The following is a 15,290-nucleotide window of genomic DNA, read 5'->3' as shown; positions in this document are numbered from 1 at the left end:
TGGACCGGCAGTACCTAGTCGGAGACCACCAGGGTCTCCGCGCCCGCCAGGCGGGCCTTGCCGCTCTTCAGGAGAGGCTCGACGGCGGCGCGCAGGGCGGTCATGGAATCATCCAGTTCCAGCATGACGGGGTGCTGGTAGGCGATGAGGGCGAGGATGTCGCGTACCCCCTCGGCCGCATCGTCAGCGGCAAGCGAGGGCTCGTGGCCCACGAAAACGTCCGTGGCTGTGTCCTGGCCCGCGCTCCCGTCGGAATGGGGTGGGTCGTCGGGCCCGGCGGGGGCGGCGTAACTGACGGCGAACGCGCGGATGCGCCCCTTCTTGGTGGGCGCAACCCCTTGGCCGAACGCGGATTCCGGCTGGGCGCGGAGCACGATGGCACCGTGCGCACCGGTGAGCTCGTCCAGGAACAGCTTCTGCACCTGGCCCACGGACAGGACCCCCGGGGAGTCCCAGCCGTGGATGGACGTGTAGTAGCGGCCCACCACGTCAGTCAGCTCCACCGAGCCGGTGGCCAGGTCCATCACGATGTCGGAACCGGCGTTCTCACCGTCGATGGGGCGGCCGCCGTGGTCCTTGTCCGGGAAGACGGGCAGCCGGAGGGCTCCCGGCTCCACGATGACCAGCCGTGAGCGCTGGATGGGCGTCAGTCCGGCGGCCTCGGCGAACGCAGCTCCGGGGCTGCCCGGTTCCACCTTGGCGCGCAGTTTGGATACGCCCGACGGCGCGCGTCCGGCTTCGCGGCGCAGCATGGCCAGGAGGGTGGCACCGATGCCGTTGCGGCGGTGGTCCTTGGCCACTTCGATGTAGGTCCAGAGGCGCTCCGGGTGCAGGGACGCCTCGTAGACCACGCCGGCTGCGACGGGAATACCGACGCCGTCAACGACGTCCTCGGCCACGATGCAGCGGCGCCACGGGGTCCCGCTCCCTCCGTTGGAGGACACGGCGAGGGCACCGCGGAACTGGCGTGCCTGGGCGGTCTCCGGGCCGCCCCAGATTTCCAGGAGGGCCAGGTCGTCGCCGTCGCGCCATTCGCGGTATTCGATGGCCATGCTCAGGCGCCGATCAGCCGTGCCGCCAGGTAGCCTTCCACCTTGTCCAGGGAGACGCGTTCCTGGCTCATGGTGTCCCGCTCGCGGATGGTGACGGCCTGGTCCTCGAGGGTGTCGAAGTCCACGGTGATGCAGAACGGGGTGCCGATCTCGTCCTGGCGGCGGTAGCGGCGGCCGATGGCGCCGGCGTCGTCGAAGTCGATGTTCCAGTTCTTCCGCAGCTGCGTGCCCAGGGCCTTGGCTTTCGGGGACAGGTCCTCGTTGCGGCTCAGCGGCAGCACGGCGGCTTTCACCGGTGCCAGGCGGGGGTCAAGCTTCAGGACCGTGCGAACGTCCACGCCGCCCTTGGCGTTGGGGGCCTCGTCCTCGGTGTAGGCGTCCACCAGGAACGCCATGAAGGAACGGGTCAGGCCGGCCGCGGGCTCAATGACGTACGGGGTGTAGCGCTCATTGGTGGCCTGGTTGAAGTAGCTCAGGTCCGTGCCGGAGGCCTTGGCGTGGGTGGAGAGGTCGAAGTCGGTGCGGTTGGCGATGCCTTCCAGCTCGCCCCATTCCGAGCCCTGGAAGCCGAAGCGGTATTCGATGTCCGTGGTGCCCTTGGAGTAGTGGCTGAGCTTTTCCTTGGGGTGCTCGAAGAAGCGCAGGTTCTCCTCGCGGATGCCCAGGCCGGTGTACCAGGCCATGCGCTCCTTCATCCAGTACTGGTGCCATTCTTCGTCCGTGCCGGGCTCCACGAAGAACTCCATTTCCATCTGCTCGAACTCGCGGGTGCGGAAGATGAAGTTTCCGGGCGTGATCTCGTTCCGGAAGGACTTGCCGATCTGGCCGATGCCGAACGGCGGCTTCTTCCGCGAGGTGGTGAGCACGTTGTTGAAGTTCACGAAGATGCCCTGCGCGGTTTCGGGCCGCAGGTAGTGCAGGCCCTCCTCGCTGGCCACCGGTCCCAAGTAGGTCTTGAGCAGGCCGGAGAACTCCTGCGGCTCGGTCCACTGGCCGCGGGTGCCGCAGTTGGCGCAGGCGATGTCCTTCAAGCCGTTCTCGGCAGGACGGCCCTTCTTTTCCTCGTATTCTTCCTCGAGGTGGTCTGCACGGTAGCGCTTGTGGCAGGAGAGGCATTCCACCAGGGGGTCGGAGAAGACTTCCACGTGGCCGGAGGCTTCCCATACCTGGCGGGGCAGGATCACGGAGGAGTCCAGGCCCACCACGTCCTCGCGGCCGCGGACCACGGACTGCCACCACTGGCGCTTGATGTTTTCCTTCAGCTCGGCACCGAGGGGGCCGTAGTCCCAGGCAGAGCGTGAACCGCCGTAGATCTCACCGGCCTGGAACACGAAGCCCCTCCGCTTGGAAAGGGAAATGACCTGGTCGAGGACGGACTTTGCTGCCATGGGGTAACTCCAATTTCTACAGGGCCGCTGGGTGCGGTCCGCGGGTTGTCAGGCCCCGGCTGCTCTGTGCCTGCGGCACAGCGGCAACGGGTTGGGGCGGATGAAGGAAGATCGTGGAAAAGCTTGTGTCCTAGCGTACCGGCCGCTGCCTGCGCAGCGCGCCCCGGGGCCAGGGCAGGGTGGCCAGGATGATGGCGCCCAGCGTAAGCAGGGTTCCCAGGACGGTGGCCGGGGCGACGACGGTCCCCGGGGCGGGCAGCGCAAGGTCCAGGGCCAGCGAGCCGAGCAGCTGGCCTGCGATCATGCCCAGCCCGGTGACCAGTACGCCCAGGCTGCGGACCAGGAGGGCGCCCAGCCCAATGAACACACAGCCCATCGGGCCGCCCAGGTAGTACCACCACTCCCCCGGCAGCGGGTTGGCGGGGCCGGCCACGGCCAGCTTGACGGCGAACGCGGCCCACAGCACGATGCAGCCGGCCACGAAGTTCACCAGGGTGGCGGCGATGGGGGTGCCGTAGTGGAGGGTGGCGGTGCCGTTCATGGCCTGCTGGAAGCTCATGAGGAATCCCGCCGCCACCGGCAGCAGGATGGGAACCAGCAACCCGGCCGCCCCGTCCCCGGAACCTCCGCTGCTGAACCGGGGCGACACCGCCCAGGCCACGGCGGCGATGGTCAGGATGCAGCCGATGATGCGGATTGCAGTGACGGACTTCTTTCCGGCCGGGCCAATCCCCAGCCGGTCCACCAGCAGGCCGCTGACGGTCTGCCCGGTCACAGTGGCCACGGTGAAGAGAGCCACACCCAGGATGCCCACGGTGAAGGACTGGGCAAACACGAACAGTGCACCGATTGCGCCGGCCACCACGTAGATGCGGGGAAACGCGCGGCTGCGGACCGCCGGAATGATGGCGGCCAGGCCTGCCCGTCCCCGCGGCAGCACAAGGGAAATGACGATCATGACCAACAGCCCTGTGCTGAAACTCACGGCCGCCGCGGCGATTCCGTCATCGAGGCGGGCACCCAGCGCGCCGTTGATGCGGCCCTGGACGGGGATGGCCAGGCCGGAACCCACGGCCAGGGGCAGGCCTGCAAGTGCCGGCAGGCGCGAAGGGGAGGTCATTGAATCCACCTTAGTTCAGGCATTATTGCTCTATGAGCAACCCCATTGAGGACGTCCCCATCCGCGACAGCATGATCCGGCTCGGCCAGCTGCTGAAGCTCGCCAACCTCGTGGAGGACGGGGTGGAGGCGGCGGAGCTCATCAAGAACGGGCTGGTCAAGGTCAACGGCGAGATCGATGACCGCCGCGGCCGCCAGCTGCACAACGGGGACACCGTCACGGTCAACGGCCAGAGCGTCCGGGTCGTGGCACCGGAGGCCTGACCGGCACCCACGGCGGAATGACGGCGGCGGCTGAAGCGCCGCCGTCGTACGTCCTATTTGTTGAGCACCTCGTGGGTGAGGAACTCCCCCACGTGCCCAATCTCCTGCTGGTTGATGCCGTGCCACATGCCGGTGTAAAGCACCTTGGTGAGCTTGACGTGCTTGCGGACCCAGCCCATGGTGAACTCGATCTTGTCTTGGGTGATCACCGGATCCTGCTGGTCGCGGCCCCAGAACATGGGAACGGTCCCGTCCAGTTGATCGTCCTTGAACGTGGGGTCACCGCCTGCGTCCACCACGAAACCTGACAGTCCGACGACGGCGGCGAAGTCCGTGGGCCGCTGCCGCAGGAGCGTGGTGGCCATCGCCATGCCCATGGAGAAACCCAGCAGGGTGACGGACGGGTGCCCCACCCGGATGGTGTCGATCCACTCCAGCACGTAGCCCGAAGCCTTCTTGACCCGTTCCAGGGAGTACTCGATGGAGGCCGTCAGCGGGAACCAGGTGAAGCCCGGACCCATGGCGATGGGCGCACGCAGTGATGCGACGGCGAAGTCCCCGGGCAGCAGGTCGGCCAGGCTGAGCAGGTCCTGCTCATTGGCGCCGTAGCCGTGGAGCAGCACCAGCAGCGGCTTGCCGGCGCGCTGGTCTTCCGGATGGGACCACAGGACAACGGGGGCAGGAAATACTTCGGCGTCAGTCATGGTTTCCATTCTTACCAGTTACCTGGAGGTAACAACCTACGTTGGCGTAGCCAGAGGGGCGAAAGGCAGGATAGGGACCGTGACTGACGCAAGTGCCATCCAGACCCCGCCCGCCCATGCCGGATCCCACCCCTGGACCCGGTATGTGGCGATGGGCGACTCCTTCACCGAGGGCATCGGCGACCCCGAACCCTCAAGCCCGGGCGGCCACCGCGGCTGGGCCGACCGCGTTGCCGAGGAGCTGGGCCGCACCCAGCCGGATTTCGCGTACGCCAACCTTGCCGTCCGCGGCCGGCTGCTGCAGCAGATCGTGGACCAGCAGCTCGCGCCGGCCCTCGAACTTAAGCCGGACCTGGTCACCCTGTCCGCGGGCGGGAACGACCTCATCCGCCCCGGCGGCGATCCTGACGCGCTGGCTGAGAAGCTCGATTCCGTGGTCCAGATCCTGTCCATGGGCGGCGCCACCGTTGTGCTCTTCAACGGCCCGGATACGGGTTCCTCGGTGCTGGGCAGGATCCGCAGCAAGGTGGCCATCTACAACGAAAACCTGCGCACGGTGGCAGCCCGGCATGACGCGGTCATCGCGGACATGTGGTCGCTGCGGCAGCTGAGCGATCCCCAGATGTGGGACCAGGACCGGCTGCATTTCTCCCCCTTGGGACACCACACCATTGCGGCCATGGTGCTGGACGCGCTGAACGTGGAGCATTCGCTGGAACCGCTGCAGCCCAAGCCGCTGCCGCCGCGGACCTGGCGGGAGGCACGCAGCGGGGACTTTGTGTGGGCGCGCGAATACTTCGTGCCCTGGGTACTGCGCCGGCTGCGGCGCCAGTCCTCGGGTGACGGCATCATGGCAAAGCGGCCGACGCCGGGTCCCGTCTTTGGCCCGGGCGTCCCGTTGGGTTCGGGCGAAGGGCCGTTGGGAACCTCCGAACCCAGCCGCCGGTAAGGGCCGCGAGGGTTACGCTGGAAGGACAACACTCGAGAGGCGCGGCACCGTGAGCAGCTTGTTTTTCTGGATCATCATCCTGTCCTTCGTTGTCCCCATGGCCATGCGCGCGTACCGGCGCTCGGTGGCACGGCGGGACCGGGACCAGGGCCTGCCCGGGCAGTTTCCGGGTTCGAACCGGTTCCCGAACCAGTTTCCCGGGCATGGCCAATTTCCCGGCTCCGCCGGGCCGCAGAGCAACCAGCCCCGGGACGGCTACACCCAGCAGGACTACTTCTCCGGCGGCTTCGGCCAGCCGGGCCAGCCACAAGGCCCCTTTGGCGGCCAGCAGCTGCCGCCCTACCAGTACGGCCAGCCGCCGATGGCGGACCCCCGTTACGGAGCCCCGCAGGAACCGCCGTTCCAGCAGCAGCCCCAGCAGCCCTACCAGCAGCAGGGACCCGGGCAGTCCTCCGGGCCTGCCACTCCCCCGCCGCCGGCAGCCCCGCAAGGGTACAGGGCGCGGAAGCTCGCGGAACTGGACCAGCAGTACAGCAACGGTGAGCTGTCCATGGAGGAGTACATGAAGCGCCGCGGCGACATCATGAACGGCTGACCAAACTGGTACTCAACAGGCCGGGGACCGAATGACGGCCCCCGGCCTGTTGTTGCTTAATCGTGCTTAATCGGTGTGCTTAATCCACCTGCGGGAAGCCCAGGTCGATCACGGAGGTGGAGGGGTCCGGCCAGCGGGTGGTCACCACCTTGCCCCGGGTGTAGAAGCGGATGCTGTCCGGACCGTACATGTGGGTGTCGCCGAACAGCGAGTTCTTCCAGCCGCCGAACGAGAACGTACCCACCGGGACCGGGATGGGGACGTTGACGCCCACCATGCCGGCCTCGACGTCGAACTCGAACTGCCGTGCTGCCCCACCGTCGCGGGTGAAGATGGCCGTGCCGTTGCCGAACTCGTTGTCGTTGACCAGCTGCACCGCGTCGCTGTAAGTATCCACGCGGACCACGGACAGGACGGGGCCGAAGATCTCGTCGTCGTACACCTTCATGCCCGGCTTGACGTGGTCCACCAGGCTGACGCCGATAAAGAACCCGTCGGAGTCGAACTGCTGGGAGCGGCCGTCCACCACCACGGTGGCTCCTTCGCCTTCGGCTCCAGAAACGTAGGATGCCACCCGCTCGCGGTGCTCCGCGGTGATCAGGGGGCCCATTTGGGAGGCGGGGTCGGTGCCCGCACCGATCTTCAGGTCCGCCATGCGGCTGGAGATCGCCTTCACCAGGTCATCGGCAATGTTGCCCACGGCCACCAGGACGCTGACGGCCATGCAGCGTTCGCCGGCGGAACCGTAGGCGGCGGAAACCGCAGCGTCGGCAGCCATGTCCAGGTCGGCGTCGGGAAGCACCACCATGTGGTTCTTCGCGCCGCCCAGGGCCTGCACCCGTTTGCCGTGCTCGGCGGCCCGCTTGTAGATCGACCGGGCCACGGGGGTGGAGCCGACGAAACTGACTGCCTTCACGTCAGGGTGCTCGAGCAGGACGTCGACGGCTTCCTTGTCGCCCTGGACCACGTTCAGGACGCCGGCGGGCAGGCCCGCCTCAGCGAAGGCTTCTGCGATGAACACGGCGGCCGACGGGTCCTTCTCGCTGGGCTTCAGCAGCACGGTGTTGCCGCATGCCAGGGCGCTGCCGATCATCCACAGCGGCACCATGGCCGGGAAATTGAACGGAGTAATGCAGGCCACCACGCCCACGGGCTGGCGGACGGAGTGGACGTCGATGCCCCCGGAGACCTGCTCCGAGCGCTCGCCCTTGAGCATGTGGGACAGGCCGGTGGCGAAATCGATGTTCTCCAGGCCGCGCGCGATTTCACCCTCGGCGTCGGAGAGGACCTTGCCGTGCTCGCTGGTGAGGATGGCGGCGAGCTCGGGCTTTCGCTCGGTCAGGATCTCGCGGACCTTGAAGAAGATGGTGGTGCGTTTGGCCAGGCTGGTGGCCCGCCATGCCGGCAGCGCCGCGCGGGCTGCCGCGATGGCTTCCTCGGTGCGTGCCGCGGAGGCGAGCACCACTTGCTTTTCCTGTTGGCCGGTGGCGGGGTTGAAGACCGGACCGAAGCGGTCGGCATCGGTCACGCGGGCGCCGTTGATGTAATGCGGGATGGTTTCCAAGGAAGTCTCTTTTCCTGCGTTGCTTTGGGAGGTGGCTGGTTGGGCGGCGTGGCTGGTTGGACGGCGTGGTTAGTTGGACGGCGTCTGGTCGGCGGGCTCGAGCGAGCCGTCCACGAGCTTGATGATCATGGAGCAGTCCTTGTTCGCATCACCGGCGTCGATAAGCCGCTGGAACAACTGCTGGACATGCTTGCCGATCTCCAGCGGCGTGCCGGTGTCCTCGGCGGCGCTGATGGCCAGGCCGATGTCCTTGTTGGCGAGCTCGGTGGTGAACGTGGGTGCGAAGTCGTTGTTGGAGGCCGCGGTGGGGACAACACCGGGCACCGGGTACCAGGTCCGCAGGGCCCATGAGTCCCCCGAGGAGACCGAGGCGATGTTCCAGAAGACCTGCTTGTCCAGGCCCAGCCGGTCAGCCAGGACTGCCCCCTCCGCGGTGGAGGCAAGGTTGATGAAGAGCATCAGGTTGTTGCAGATCTTGGCAGCCTGGCCCGTGGTGGGGCCGCCGGTGGGGATGATGTTGCCGGACATGGGGCCGATGTAGCCCGAGGCGTCGTTGACGGCGCCCTCTTCGCCACCCACCATGAACGTCAGGGTTCCGGCCTCGGCCCCGCTCATTCCGCCGGACACCGGGGCGTCCACGAAGCGGAAGCCGGCGGCAGCAGCGGCGTCGTGCAGTGCCTGCGCGGAGGCAATGTCGATGGTGGAGGAGTCGATGAGCAGCGTGCGGGTATCCGCGTGCGCCAGCACGCCGTCCTCCCCGAGGTAGACGGCGCGGGCGTGTTCGCCCTTGGGCAGCATGGTGAACACGGCGTCCGCGCCGTCCACTGCTTCGGCGATGCTTGCTGCCCGCTTGACCCCGCCGGCCTCGGCGGCTGCCATTGCCGCGGGGTTGAGGTCGAAGCCGCGCACGTCGTGCCCGGCCTTCACCAGGTTCACCGACATGTGGCCGCCCATGTTGCCCAGGCCGATCCATCCGATAACTGCCATGCGTAAGCTCCTTTGCTTCCATCCGGCGTTGCTGCCGGCTGTTCTGTGTCAAGCATCACACCCCTGCTAGAGTGCAATCAAGGGGAAAAATTACAGACGCTCTGTGCATTGATGCACACAAGAGAAAGGCCGCCCGTGGATTCGAGACGGTTGCCAAGCCCCGACGACCTGCTCATCCTGCTGACGGTGGCGCGCCTTGGCCGCTTCAATGCGGTGGCCGAGACCCTGGGCACCACCCACACCACCATCTCCCGCCGGATCCTGGCCCTGGACAAGCAGTTGGGCGGGCGGACCTTGGAGCGCAGCCCGCACGGCTGGGAGTTGACGCAGCTTGGTGCGGCCGCAGTGGAGGCGGCGGAGGCGATCGAGAATACGCTCGGCTCACTGTCCGGCCTCATCAGCCGGGACCAAAGCTCTTTGGCCGGCTTGGTCCGCGTCGCCACCACCGACGGAGTGGGAGCAGTGTTCGTCACCCCGTCGCTGGTGCGGCTCCAGCAGCAGAACCCGCAGCTGAACATCGAAATGCTGAGCGCCACCCGGAAAGTCAGCCAGAACCGGTCAGGGGTGGACCTGGAGATCGTGGTGGGCAAGGCCGACATCAGCACCGCGCAGACCATCTTCCTGAGCAACTACTACCTGCGCCTCTACGCCAGCCCCGGCTATGCCGCGCAGCACGGCCTGCCGGAAACGCTCGACGACGTGGGGCAGCACGCGTTTGTCTCTTACGTGGAGTCCGCACTCCAGGTAGCGGAGCTTGGGCCGCGCTGGTCATCGCAGCTTCCCACGCCCAGGACAAGCTTCCAGGCCACGAGCGTGTTCGCCCAGGTGGAGGCGGTGAGACAGGGCGCCGGCATCGGGCTGCTGCCGAACTTCATGGTGGGAGACCGTGAAGATTTCGTCCCCGTCCTGCCAGGTGATTTTGAGCGCCAGCTGCCCATCTGGGCCGTTGCCCGGCCGGAGTCGCTTCGGTCGGCCCGGGTACAGGCAGTGATCGCCGCCCTGAAAGACGAAGTGAAGGAGCGGTCGGTGCTGTTGGCCGGGTGAGCCGGCCCGGACCCGGGCCCGGAAGACCCCGGCCCGGAAGAGTCAGGCCTGGAAGAGTCAGGGCCGGAAGAGCCGCCGCACTACCTGCCCCGCTGCGAGCGCATCGAGGCCCTCGTTGATCTCGCTGAGCGGGCGGGTGTCGGTGTGCAGCAGCTCAACCGGCAGCTTGCCTTCCCGCCAGTACCCCAGGTACTTCGGGATGTCCCGCGCGGGAACGGCGTCGCCCATGTAGGAGCCCAGAAGCCGTTTGCCGGCCCCGGCGAACTGCAGGGCCGGTACCGTCAGCTCTGCGGACGGATGCGGCAGGCCCACCGAGACCACCGCCCCGCCCCTGGTGACCCGCTCCAGGCAGGAGGCGATCACACCGGCCGAGCCCACCGCCTCGATGGCGACATCGACGCCGTCGCCCGTTGCTTCCTCAATGAGCCGCCCCGCGTCCTCCGGCGTCCCCACCGCGGTGGCCCCGGCGTCGCGGGCCAGCTGGTGCTTCCCCTGGTTGGGATCGATGGCAATCACGCTGGCAGCCCCTGCAAGGCGTGCCGCCATCACCGCGGACAGGCCCACCGCTCCCAGCCCGAAAACCGCCACGGACAGGCCGGGGCCTACTCCGGCAGTGTTGAATATCGAGCCCATTCCGGTGAGCACGGCGCAACCAAACATCGCCGCGACCGTGTCCGGGACGTCGTCGTCAATTACCACCACTGATTCGCGCGCAACCACCGCGTAATCAGCGAAGGCCGAGACGCCCAGGTGGTGGTTGATGCGCTCCCCCGCCGGCGTCCGCAGGAGCGCCGGCCCGTGCAGCAAATCCCCGGAACCATTGACCTCCGCTGCCTGGTGGCAGAGCGCGGGCCTGCCGGAGAGGCACGCCCGGCACTGCCCACAGCTGGGCACGAAGACCAGCACTACATGGTCGCCCACGGACACGTCGGAGACGCCGTCGCCCACGGACACCACCCGCCCCACGGCCTCGTGTCCCAGGGCCATGGGAAGTGGCCGGACGCGGGAACCGTCCACCACGGACAGGTCCGAATGGCACAGGCTCGAGTAGGTGATGGCAACTCCGAGTTCACCGGCACGCGGCTCCGGCTGTTCCAGTTCCTGCACCAGCAGCGGCCGGGCCTCGGCGTAGGTCTGTTTCCCCTGCGCGCCTGCCTGGGCGGCAGCGGGAACGGTGGAATAGAGGATGGCGGCTTTCATGGGCCTACTTCTTGCCGGCAGCGAGGAGGTCCGCCGTGCCCTTGGCGTCGGCGGCGTCCACGTCGTGCAGCGAGATGCCCCGGGTTTCCTTCAGGAAGAAGACCGCGACGGCGGTGATGGCACACGCGATCAGCAGGTACACCGCCACGGGCACGGAGGACTTGTAGGTGCCCAGGAGCGACGCTGCGATGATCGGGGCCAGGGAGCCTGCCACGATGGACGTCACCTGGTAGCCCAGGGAGACGCCGGAGTAGCGCATCCGGGTGGGGAACATTTCCGCCATAATGGCCGGCTGCCCGGCGTACATGAAGGCGTGGAACACCAGGCCGATCATGATGGCCGCCAGGATGATGAAGTCGTTCTTCGTGTCCATCATGGGGAAGGCGAAGAAACCCCAGGTGGCACCCATGATGGCGCCGGCCATGTAGACCGGCTTGCGGCCGAACCGGTCCGACAGCTTGCCCACCATGGGGACCACCGCGAAGTGGACGCTGTGGGCAACGAGCAGCAGCAGGAGGATCCGCGTGGTATCGGCCTGCACCACGGTCTTCAGGTAGGTGATGGAGAACGTGACCACCAGGTAGTAAAGGATGTTTTCCGCGAAGCGCAGGCCCATGGCGGTGAAGACGCCGCGGGGGTAGCGCCGGAACACCTCGGCGACGCCGTAGCCCTTGTGGCCGGCATCAACTTCTTTACGGGCTTCCAGGAAGATGGGGGCGTCGTTGACCTTGGTGCGGATGTAGTAACCGATCAGGACGATCACGGCGGACAGCCAGAACGCCACGCGCCAGCCCCAGCCCAGGAACGCGTCCTGGGTCAGCGTGGAGGACAGGACGAACAGCACGGCCGTGGCCAGCAGGTTGCCCAGGGGCACCGCGGACTGCGGCCAGCTGGCCCAGAACCCGCGGGATTTGTTGGGGCTGTGCTCTGCCACGAGGAGGACGGCGCCGCCCCACTCCCCGCCCACGGCAAAGCCTTGGGCAAACCGGAGGAAGACCAGCAGTGCGGGCGCCCAGTAGCCGATCTGCGAGAACGTGGGCAGGCAGCCCATGAGGAAGGTGGAGACCCCCACCAGGATGATGCTCAGCTGCAGCAGCTGCTTGCGGCCGAACTTGTCGCCGAAGTGGCCGAAGACGATGCCGCCGATGGGGCGTGCAACGAAACCGACGGCATAGGTGAGGAAGGCAGCGATGATACCGTCCAGTTCCGTGCCGGCGTTGGGGAAGAAGGCCTTCCCGAACACCAAGGTGGCGGCCGATGCGTAGAGGAAGAACTCGTACCACTCCACGACGGTGCCGGCCATGGACGCCGTTACCACTTTCTTCAGGCCTGAAGCCTTGACGTCGGTTTCCTCTGTGCGCCTTGCGGCGGAGCTTTCCGTACTCATGTGAACTCCTTCGGCGTCGTCGTCGACACCACGGGGACCAGTCAATGGCAAACGGATGTGATGCACACCACGAAAGCCGGATTCGATGAGTATGGTCTGCCTGCGGCGCAACCTCAACGCCGAATAGTGCAGAAGGCATCTGCAGGAATGCACACTGCCGGGTGTTCCCGGGGCGCTGCCTAGGCCAGGAAGCTGCTCCGCAGCTGGCCGCCCAGCTGCCCAATCTCGGTCAGGAACCCGTCGTGCCCGATCGGCGCCTGGATGACATGGACATCCACGTCGCCAGGCAGGGCCTGGGCCAACTCGTGGGACTGGGACGGGAAATAGAGCCTGTCGGAGTCCACTGCGGCCACGAAGAACCGCGCCGTGGAGGTGGCCAGGGTTTCGGCCAGGGTTCCCCGTCCCCGGCTGACATCGTGGCTCATCAGCGCTTCAGTCAGGGCGATATAGCTGTTGGCGTCGAACCGCTTCACCAGCTTGTTGCCCTGGTGGTCCAGGTAGCTTTCCACCTGGTAACGGCCGCGGGAGGCCAGGACTTCCCCCTGCAGGGGGGACTCGGGCGCCTGGGGTTCCCGGCCAAAGCGGCCTTCCAGTTCCGCAGCCGACCGATAGGTGATGTGGGCGATCCGGCGGGCGAGCGCCAGCCCGTCTTCCGGACATGGACCGCCGTAGTAGTCCCCGCCGTTGAAGTTGGGGTCCTGGCGGATGGCCAGCGTCTGGGCCTGTGCGAAGGCGATCTGTTCGGCTGTGCTGGCGGCCCCGACGGAAATCACGGCGCAGCGCTGCACACGCCCGGGATAGGTCACTGCCCATTCCAGTGCGCGGGCGCCGCCCATCGACCCGCCTAGGACGGCGAACCAGCTCTTGATGCCCAACTGGTCCGCCAGCCTTGCTTCGGCGACAGTGCTGTCGCGCAGTGTGACGAGGGGGAACCTGGAGCCCCAGGGGCGGCCGTCCGGGGCCGGCGACGACGGGCCGGTGGATCCGTAGCAGCCGCCGACAATGTTGATGGACACCACGAAGAAGCGGTCCGTATCCACGGGAGCGCCGGGACCGGCCAGCTGCTCCCACCAGCCTTCTTCGTCGGTGTCGCCGCGGGTTACGTGGGTGCTGCCGGTCAGGGCGTGCTCGATCAGGATGGCGTTGCTGGCGTCCGCGTTGAGCGTCCCCCAGGTTTCGTAGGCCAGGGTGACGTCCGGGAGGTATCCCCCGGCTTCGAGTTCCAGTCCCCCGATGGAGGCGTAACGGACGATTCCGTGTTCGGGGATGGTGGTTCGGGCGACGGTAACCGTCATGGCAAGACCTCTTCTACGCGCTTGCCTGCCGTCGTCTGACCGGCAGGCCAGGTCCTCACCCGGGGCACCCCACCGCGGATGGAGGGTTGCCGGCCAGCAAGCCGGGGCTGTCACTGGCACTCATGACCTGGTTCGAGTGTACGAAACACCCCCCGCTCCAGGCCAAGAGTATGACTGGTTGTGACTTCCCGGCTTGCCGGCGGCACCGGCGGTGCCCCTGGCGTGTGGGGCTAGGAGTCAGCGCTCTTGGCTGCCCGGAATCCTGCTTCCAGGTCGGCCAGGATGTCGTCGATGTGCTCCAGGCCCACGGAAAGCCGGACCAGCCCCGGATGAACCCCGGCCACCACCTGCTGCTCCGGCGAGAGCTGGCTGTGCGTGGTCGACGCCGGGTGGATGACCAGGGAGCGGACGTCACCGATGTTGGCCACGTGGGAGTGCAGCTCCAGTGCATCAACGAAGCGCTTGCCGGCTTCCGCGCCGCCGGCCAGGTTGAAGGCCACGACGGCGCCCGTTCCCTTGGGCCCGTACTTGCGGCCACGCTCGTACCAAGGGCTGGACGGCAGCCCCGCGTAGGCGACGGATTCGACGTCGTCCCTTGCTTCCAGCCAGCGCGCCACATCCGTGGCATTCGCAACGTGGCGCTCCACCCGCAGGCTCAACGTCTCCAGGCCCTGGGAAATCAGGAAGGCGTTGAAGGGCGACACCGCCGAGCCCAGGTCGCGCAGCAACTGCACACGGGCCTTGAGGATGTATGACAGGTTGGCCCCGAGTGCGCCGCCTTCACCCAGGTCGCGTGCGTAGACAAGGCCGTTGTAGGTGGGATCCGGGGTGTTGAAGCCCGGGAACCGTTCCGGGTCCTTGCCGAAATCGAACTTGCCGGAATCGACGATGACGCCGGCAATGGCTGAACCGTGGCCGCCCAGGTACTTGGTGGCCGAGTGGATCACGATGTCCGCGCCCCACTCCAGCGGGCGGATCAGGTAGGGGGTTGACAAGGTGTTGTCCACGATCAGGGGAACCCCGGCCTGGTGGGCCACCTGCGAGATGCCTTCGATGTCCAGGACATCCTGGCGCGGGTTGGACACCACTTCACCGAAGAAGAGCTTGGTGTTGGGCTGCACGGCATCGCGCCACTGGTCCAGGTTGTCAGGGTCGTCCACGAAGGTGACCGAAATGCCGAACTTCTTCAGGGTGTGGGCGAACAGGTTGTAGGTTCCGCCGTAGAGGCTGGGGCTGGCCACGATGTGGTCCCCTGCCTCGGCAATGTTCAGGACGGCGAAGGTTTCGGCGGCCTGCCCCGAGCTCAGCAGCAGCGCTGCCAGGCCTCCTTCGAGGCTGGCAATCCGCTGCTCGACGGCGTCCTGGGTAGGGTTGCCGATGCGGGTGTAGATGGGTGCAAGTTCGGCCAGGGCAAAGCGGTTGGCGGCGCTTTCGGCGCTGGGGAACACGAATGACGTGGTCTGGTAGATGGGCAGGGCCCGGGCACCCGTGGCGCTGTCCACCTCCTGCCCTGCGTGGATCTGGCGGGTTTCGAAGGACCATCCGTTGGACATCCAAATCTCCTTTGACATGGGCCCGGCATGCTCACCGGCAGTACGGGCCGCGCTTGCTCCCGGCTGTTGCCGGAGAGCCAGGTCTTCACCCGGGGCACCCCACCGCGGATGGAGGGTTGCCGGCCAGCGGGCCGGGGCTTGGCGCTGGCACTCATGACCTGGGCCCAGTCTAGGAACCGGATGGTTGCC

The 15,290-nt window shown here is 67.1% G+C and carries 14 protein-coding genes and 2 riboswitches; of the genes, 4 read left to right on the top strand and 10 right to left on the bottom strand.

The window, feature by feature from the left end:
- Positions 1–14 precede the first annotated feature (14 nt).
- From ACTHQS_RS01970 to ACTHQS_RS01960, 3 genes are all read right to left on the bottom strand, one after another.
- The gene (locus ACTHQS_RS01970; RefSeq protein ID WP_440165579.1) at positions 15–1,052 is read right to left on the bottom strand and encodes a GNAT family N-acetyltransferase; all 1,038 of its coding nucleotides are present in this window, start codon (positions 1,050–1,052) and stop codon (positions 15–17) included.
- A 2-nt stretch (positions 1,053–1,054) separates the two neighbouring features.
- Positions 1,055–2,440: a glycine--tRNA ligase gene (locus ACTHQS_RS01965; protein WP_440165578.1), complete on the bottom strand. Its 1,386-nt coding sequence runs from the start codon at positions 2,438–2,440 to the stop codon at positions 1,055–1,057.
- A 130-nt stretch (positions 2,441–2,570) separates the two neighbouring features.
- On the bottom strand, positions 2,571–3,560 hold the full coding sequence (locus ACTHQS_RS01960; protein WP_440165576.1) for a DMT family transporter: 990 nt from the start codon (positions 3,558–3,560) through the stop codon (positions 2,571–2,573).
- A gap of 32 nt (positions 3,561–3,592) precedes the next feature.
- Between ACTHQS_RS01960 and ACTHQS_RS01955 the strand changes: the two genes are divergently transcribed.
- Positions 3,593–3,823: an RNA-binding S4 domain-containing protein gene (locus ACTHQS_RS01955; RefSeq protein ID WP_440165574.1), complete on the top strand. Its 231-nt coding sequence runs from the start codon at positions 3,593–3,595 to the stop codon at positions 3,821–3,823.
- A gap of 53 nt (positions 3,824–3,876) precedes the next feature.
- Here the strand turns inward: ACTHQS_RS01955 and ACTHQS_RS01950 are convergent, their stop codons facing one another.
- Positions 3,877–4,527 (bottom strand): alpha/beta hydrolase, encoded by a 651-nt coding sequence (locus tag ACTHQS_RS01950; protein ID WP_440165573.1) that lies wholly within the window; start codon positions 4,525–4,527, stop codon positions 3,877–3,879.
- Positions 4,528–4,606: 79 nt separating this feature from the next.
- Between ACTHQS_RS01950 and ACTHQS_RS01945 the strand changes: the two genes are divergently transcribed.
- A complete protein-coding gene (locus tag ACTHQS_RS01945; RefSeq protein WP_440165572.1) occupies positions 4,607–5,476 on the top strand; it encodes an SGNH/GDSL hydrolase family protein in 870 nt (289 codons plus the stop codon).
- 49 nt (positions 5,477–5,525) lie between these two features.
- Entirely contained in the window at positions 5,526–6,071 is a 546-nt protein-coding gene (locus ACTHQS_RS01940) for a hypothetical protein (protein WP_440165571.1), read from the top strand.
- A 79-nt stretch (positions 6,072–6,150) separates the two neighbouring features.
- Here the strand turns inward: ACTHQS_RS01940 and ACTHQS_RS01935 are convergent, their stop codons facing one another.
- Both ACTHQS_RS01935 and mmsB read right to left on the bottom strand, forming a co-directional pair.
- The gene (locus ACTHQS_RS01935; RefSeq protein WP_440165569.1) at positions 6,151–7,635 is read right to left on the bottom strand and encodes a CoA-acylating methylmalonate-semialdehyde dehydrogenase; all 1,485 of its coding nucleotides are present in this window, start codon (positions 7,633–7,635) and stop codon (positions 6,151–6,153) included.
- A 69-nt stretch (positions 7,636–7,704) separates the two neighbouring features.
- On the bottom strand, positions 7,705–8,622 hold the full coding sequence (gene mmsB / locus ACTHQS_RS01930) for a 3-hydroxyisobutyrate dehydrogenase (RefSeq protein ID WP_440165567.1): 918 nt from the start codon (positions 8,620–8,622) through the stop codon (positions 7,705–7,707).
- Positions 8,623–8,733: 111 nt separating this feature from the next.
- On the opposite strand from mmsB, the gene ACTHQS_RS01925 reads away from it, so the two are divergent.
- On the top strand, positions 8,734–9,666 hold the full coding sequence (locus ACTHQS_RS01925) for a LysR family transcriptional regulator (protein WP_440165566.1): 933 nt from the start codon (positions 8,734–8,736) through the stop codon (positions 9,664–9,666).
- A 57-nt stretch (positions 9,667–9,723) separates the two neighbouring features.
- On the opposite strand, the gene ACTHQS_RS01920 is transcribed toward ACTHQS_RS01925, so the two are convergent.
- From ACTHQS_RS01920 to ACTHQS_RS01905, 4 genes are all read right to left on the bottom strand, one after another.
- Complete coding sequence (locus ACTHQS_RS01920; RefSeq protein ID WP_440165564.1) at positions 9,724–10,866, bottom strand: zinc-binding dehydrogenase; 1,143 nt, start codon at positions 10,864–10,866, stop codon at positions 9,724–9,726.
- A 4-nt stretch (positions 10,867–10,870) separates the two neighbouring features.
- The gene (locus ACTHQS_RS01915; protein WP_440165562.1) at positions 10,871–12,253 is read right to left on the bottom strand and encodes an MFS transporter; all 1,383 of its coding nucleotides are present in this window, start codon (positions 12,251–12,253) and stop codon (positions 10,871–10,873) included.
- A gap of 179 nt (positions 12,254–12,432) precedes the next feature.
- Entirely contained in the window at positions 12,433–13,548 is a 1,116-nt protein-coding gene (gene metX, locus ACTHQS_RS01910; RefSeq protein ID WP_440165560.1) for a homoserine O-acetyltransferase MetX, read from the bottom strand.
- 12 nt (positions 13,549–13,560) lie between these two features.
- Positions 13,561–13,676: riboswitch (SAM riboswitch) on the bottom strand.
- Positions 13,677–13,778: 102 nt separating this feature from the next.
- The gene (locus ACTHQS_RS01905) at positions 13,779–15,101 is read right to left on the bottom strand and encodes a bifunctional o-acetylhomoserine/o-acetylserine sulfhydrylase (protein ID WP_440165558.1); all 1,323 of its coding nucleotides are present in this window, start codon (positions 15,099–15,101) and stop codon (positions 13,779–13,781) included.
- A gap of 44 nt (positions 15,102–15,145) precedes the next feature.
- A riboswitch (SAM riboswitch) is annotated at positions 15,146–15,260 on the bottom strand.
- Positions 15,261–15,290 lie beyond the last annotated feature (30 nt).

The sequence above is a fragment of the Arthrobacter sp. SAFR-044 genome (assembly GCF_051965175.1).
Lineage (GTDB): Bacteria > Actinomycetota > Actinomycetes > Actinomycetales > Micrococcaceae > Arthrobacter.
This window is presented reverse-complemented; position numbering and strand designations above follow the sequence as displayed.

What these genes read in the sequence shown, in the direction of transcription:
- ACTHQS_RS01950 (WP_440165573.1), bottom strand. Translation starts at nt 4,527, where the DNA reads ATGACTGACGCCGAAGTATTTCCTGCCCCCGTTGTCCTGTGGTCCCAT.
- ACTHQS_RS01915 (WP_440165562.1), bottom strand. Translation starts at nt 12,253, where the DNA reads ATGAGTACGGAAAGCTCCGCCGCAAGGCGCACAGAGGAAACCGACGTC.
- metX (WP_440165560.1), bottom strand. Translation starts at nt 13,548, where the DNA reads ATGACGGTTACCGTCGCCCGAACCACCATCCCCGAACACGGAATCGTC.
- ACTHQS_RS01955 (WP_440165574.1), top strand. Translation starts at nt 3,593, where the DNA reads ATGAGCAACCCCATTGAGGACGTCCCCATCCGCGACAGCATGATCCGG.
- ACTHQS_RS01925 (WP_440165566.1), top strand. Translation starts at nt 8,734, where the DNA reads ATGCACACAAGAGAAAGGCCGCCCGTGGATTCGAGACGGTTGCCAAGC.
- ACTHQS_RS01960 (WP_440165576.1), bottom strand. Translation starts at nt 3,560, where the DNA reads ATGACCTCCCCTTCGCGCCTGCCGGCACTTGCAGGCCTGCCCCTGGCC.
- ACTHQS_RS01970 (WP_440165579.1), bottom strand. Translation starts at nt 1,052, where the DNA reads ATGGCCATCGAATACCGCGAATGGCGCGACGGCGACGACCTGGCCCTC.
- mmsB (WP_440165567.1), bottom strand. Translation starts at nt 8,622, where the DNA reads ATGGCAGTTATCGGATGGATCGGCCTGGGCAACATGGGCGGCCACATG.
- ACTHQS_RS01965 (WP_440165578.1), bottom strand. Translation starts at nt 2,440, where the DNA reads ATGGCAGCAAAGTCCGTCCTCGACCAGGTCATTTCCCTTTCCAAGCGG.
- ACTHQS_RS01905 (WP_440165558.1), bottom strand. Translation starts at nt 15,101, where the DNA reads ATGTCCAACGGATGGTCCTTCGAAACCCGCCAGATCCACGCAGGGCAG.
- ACTHQS_RS01920 (WP_440165564.1), bottom strand. Translation starts at nt 10,866, where the DNA reads ATGAAAGCCGCCATCCTCTATTCCACCGTTCCCGCTGCCGCCCAGGCA.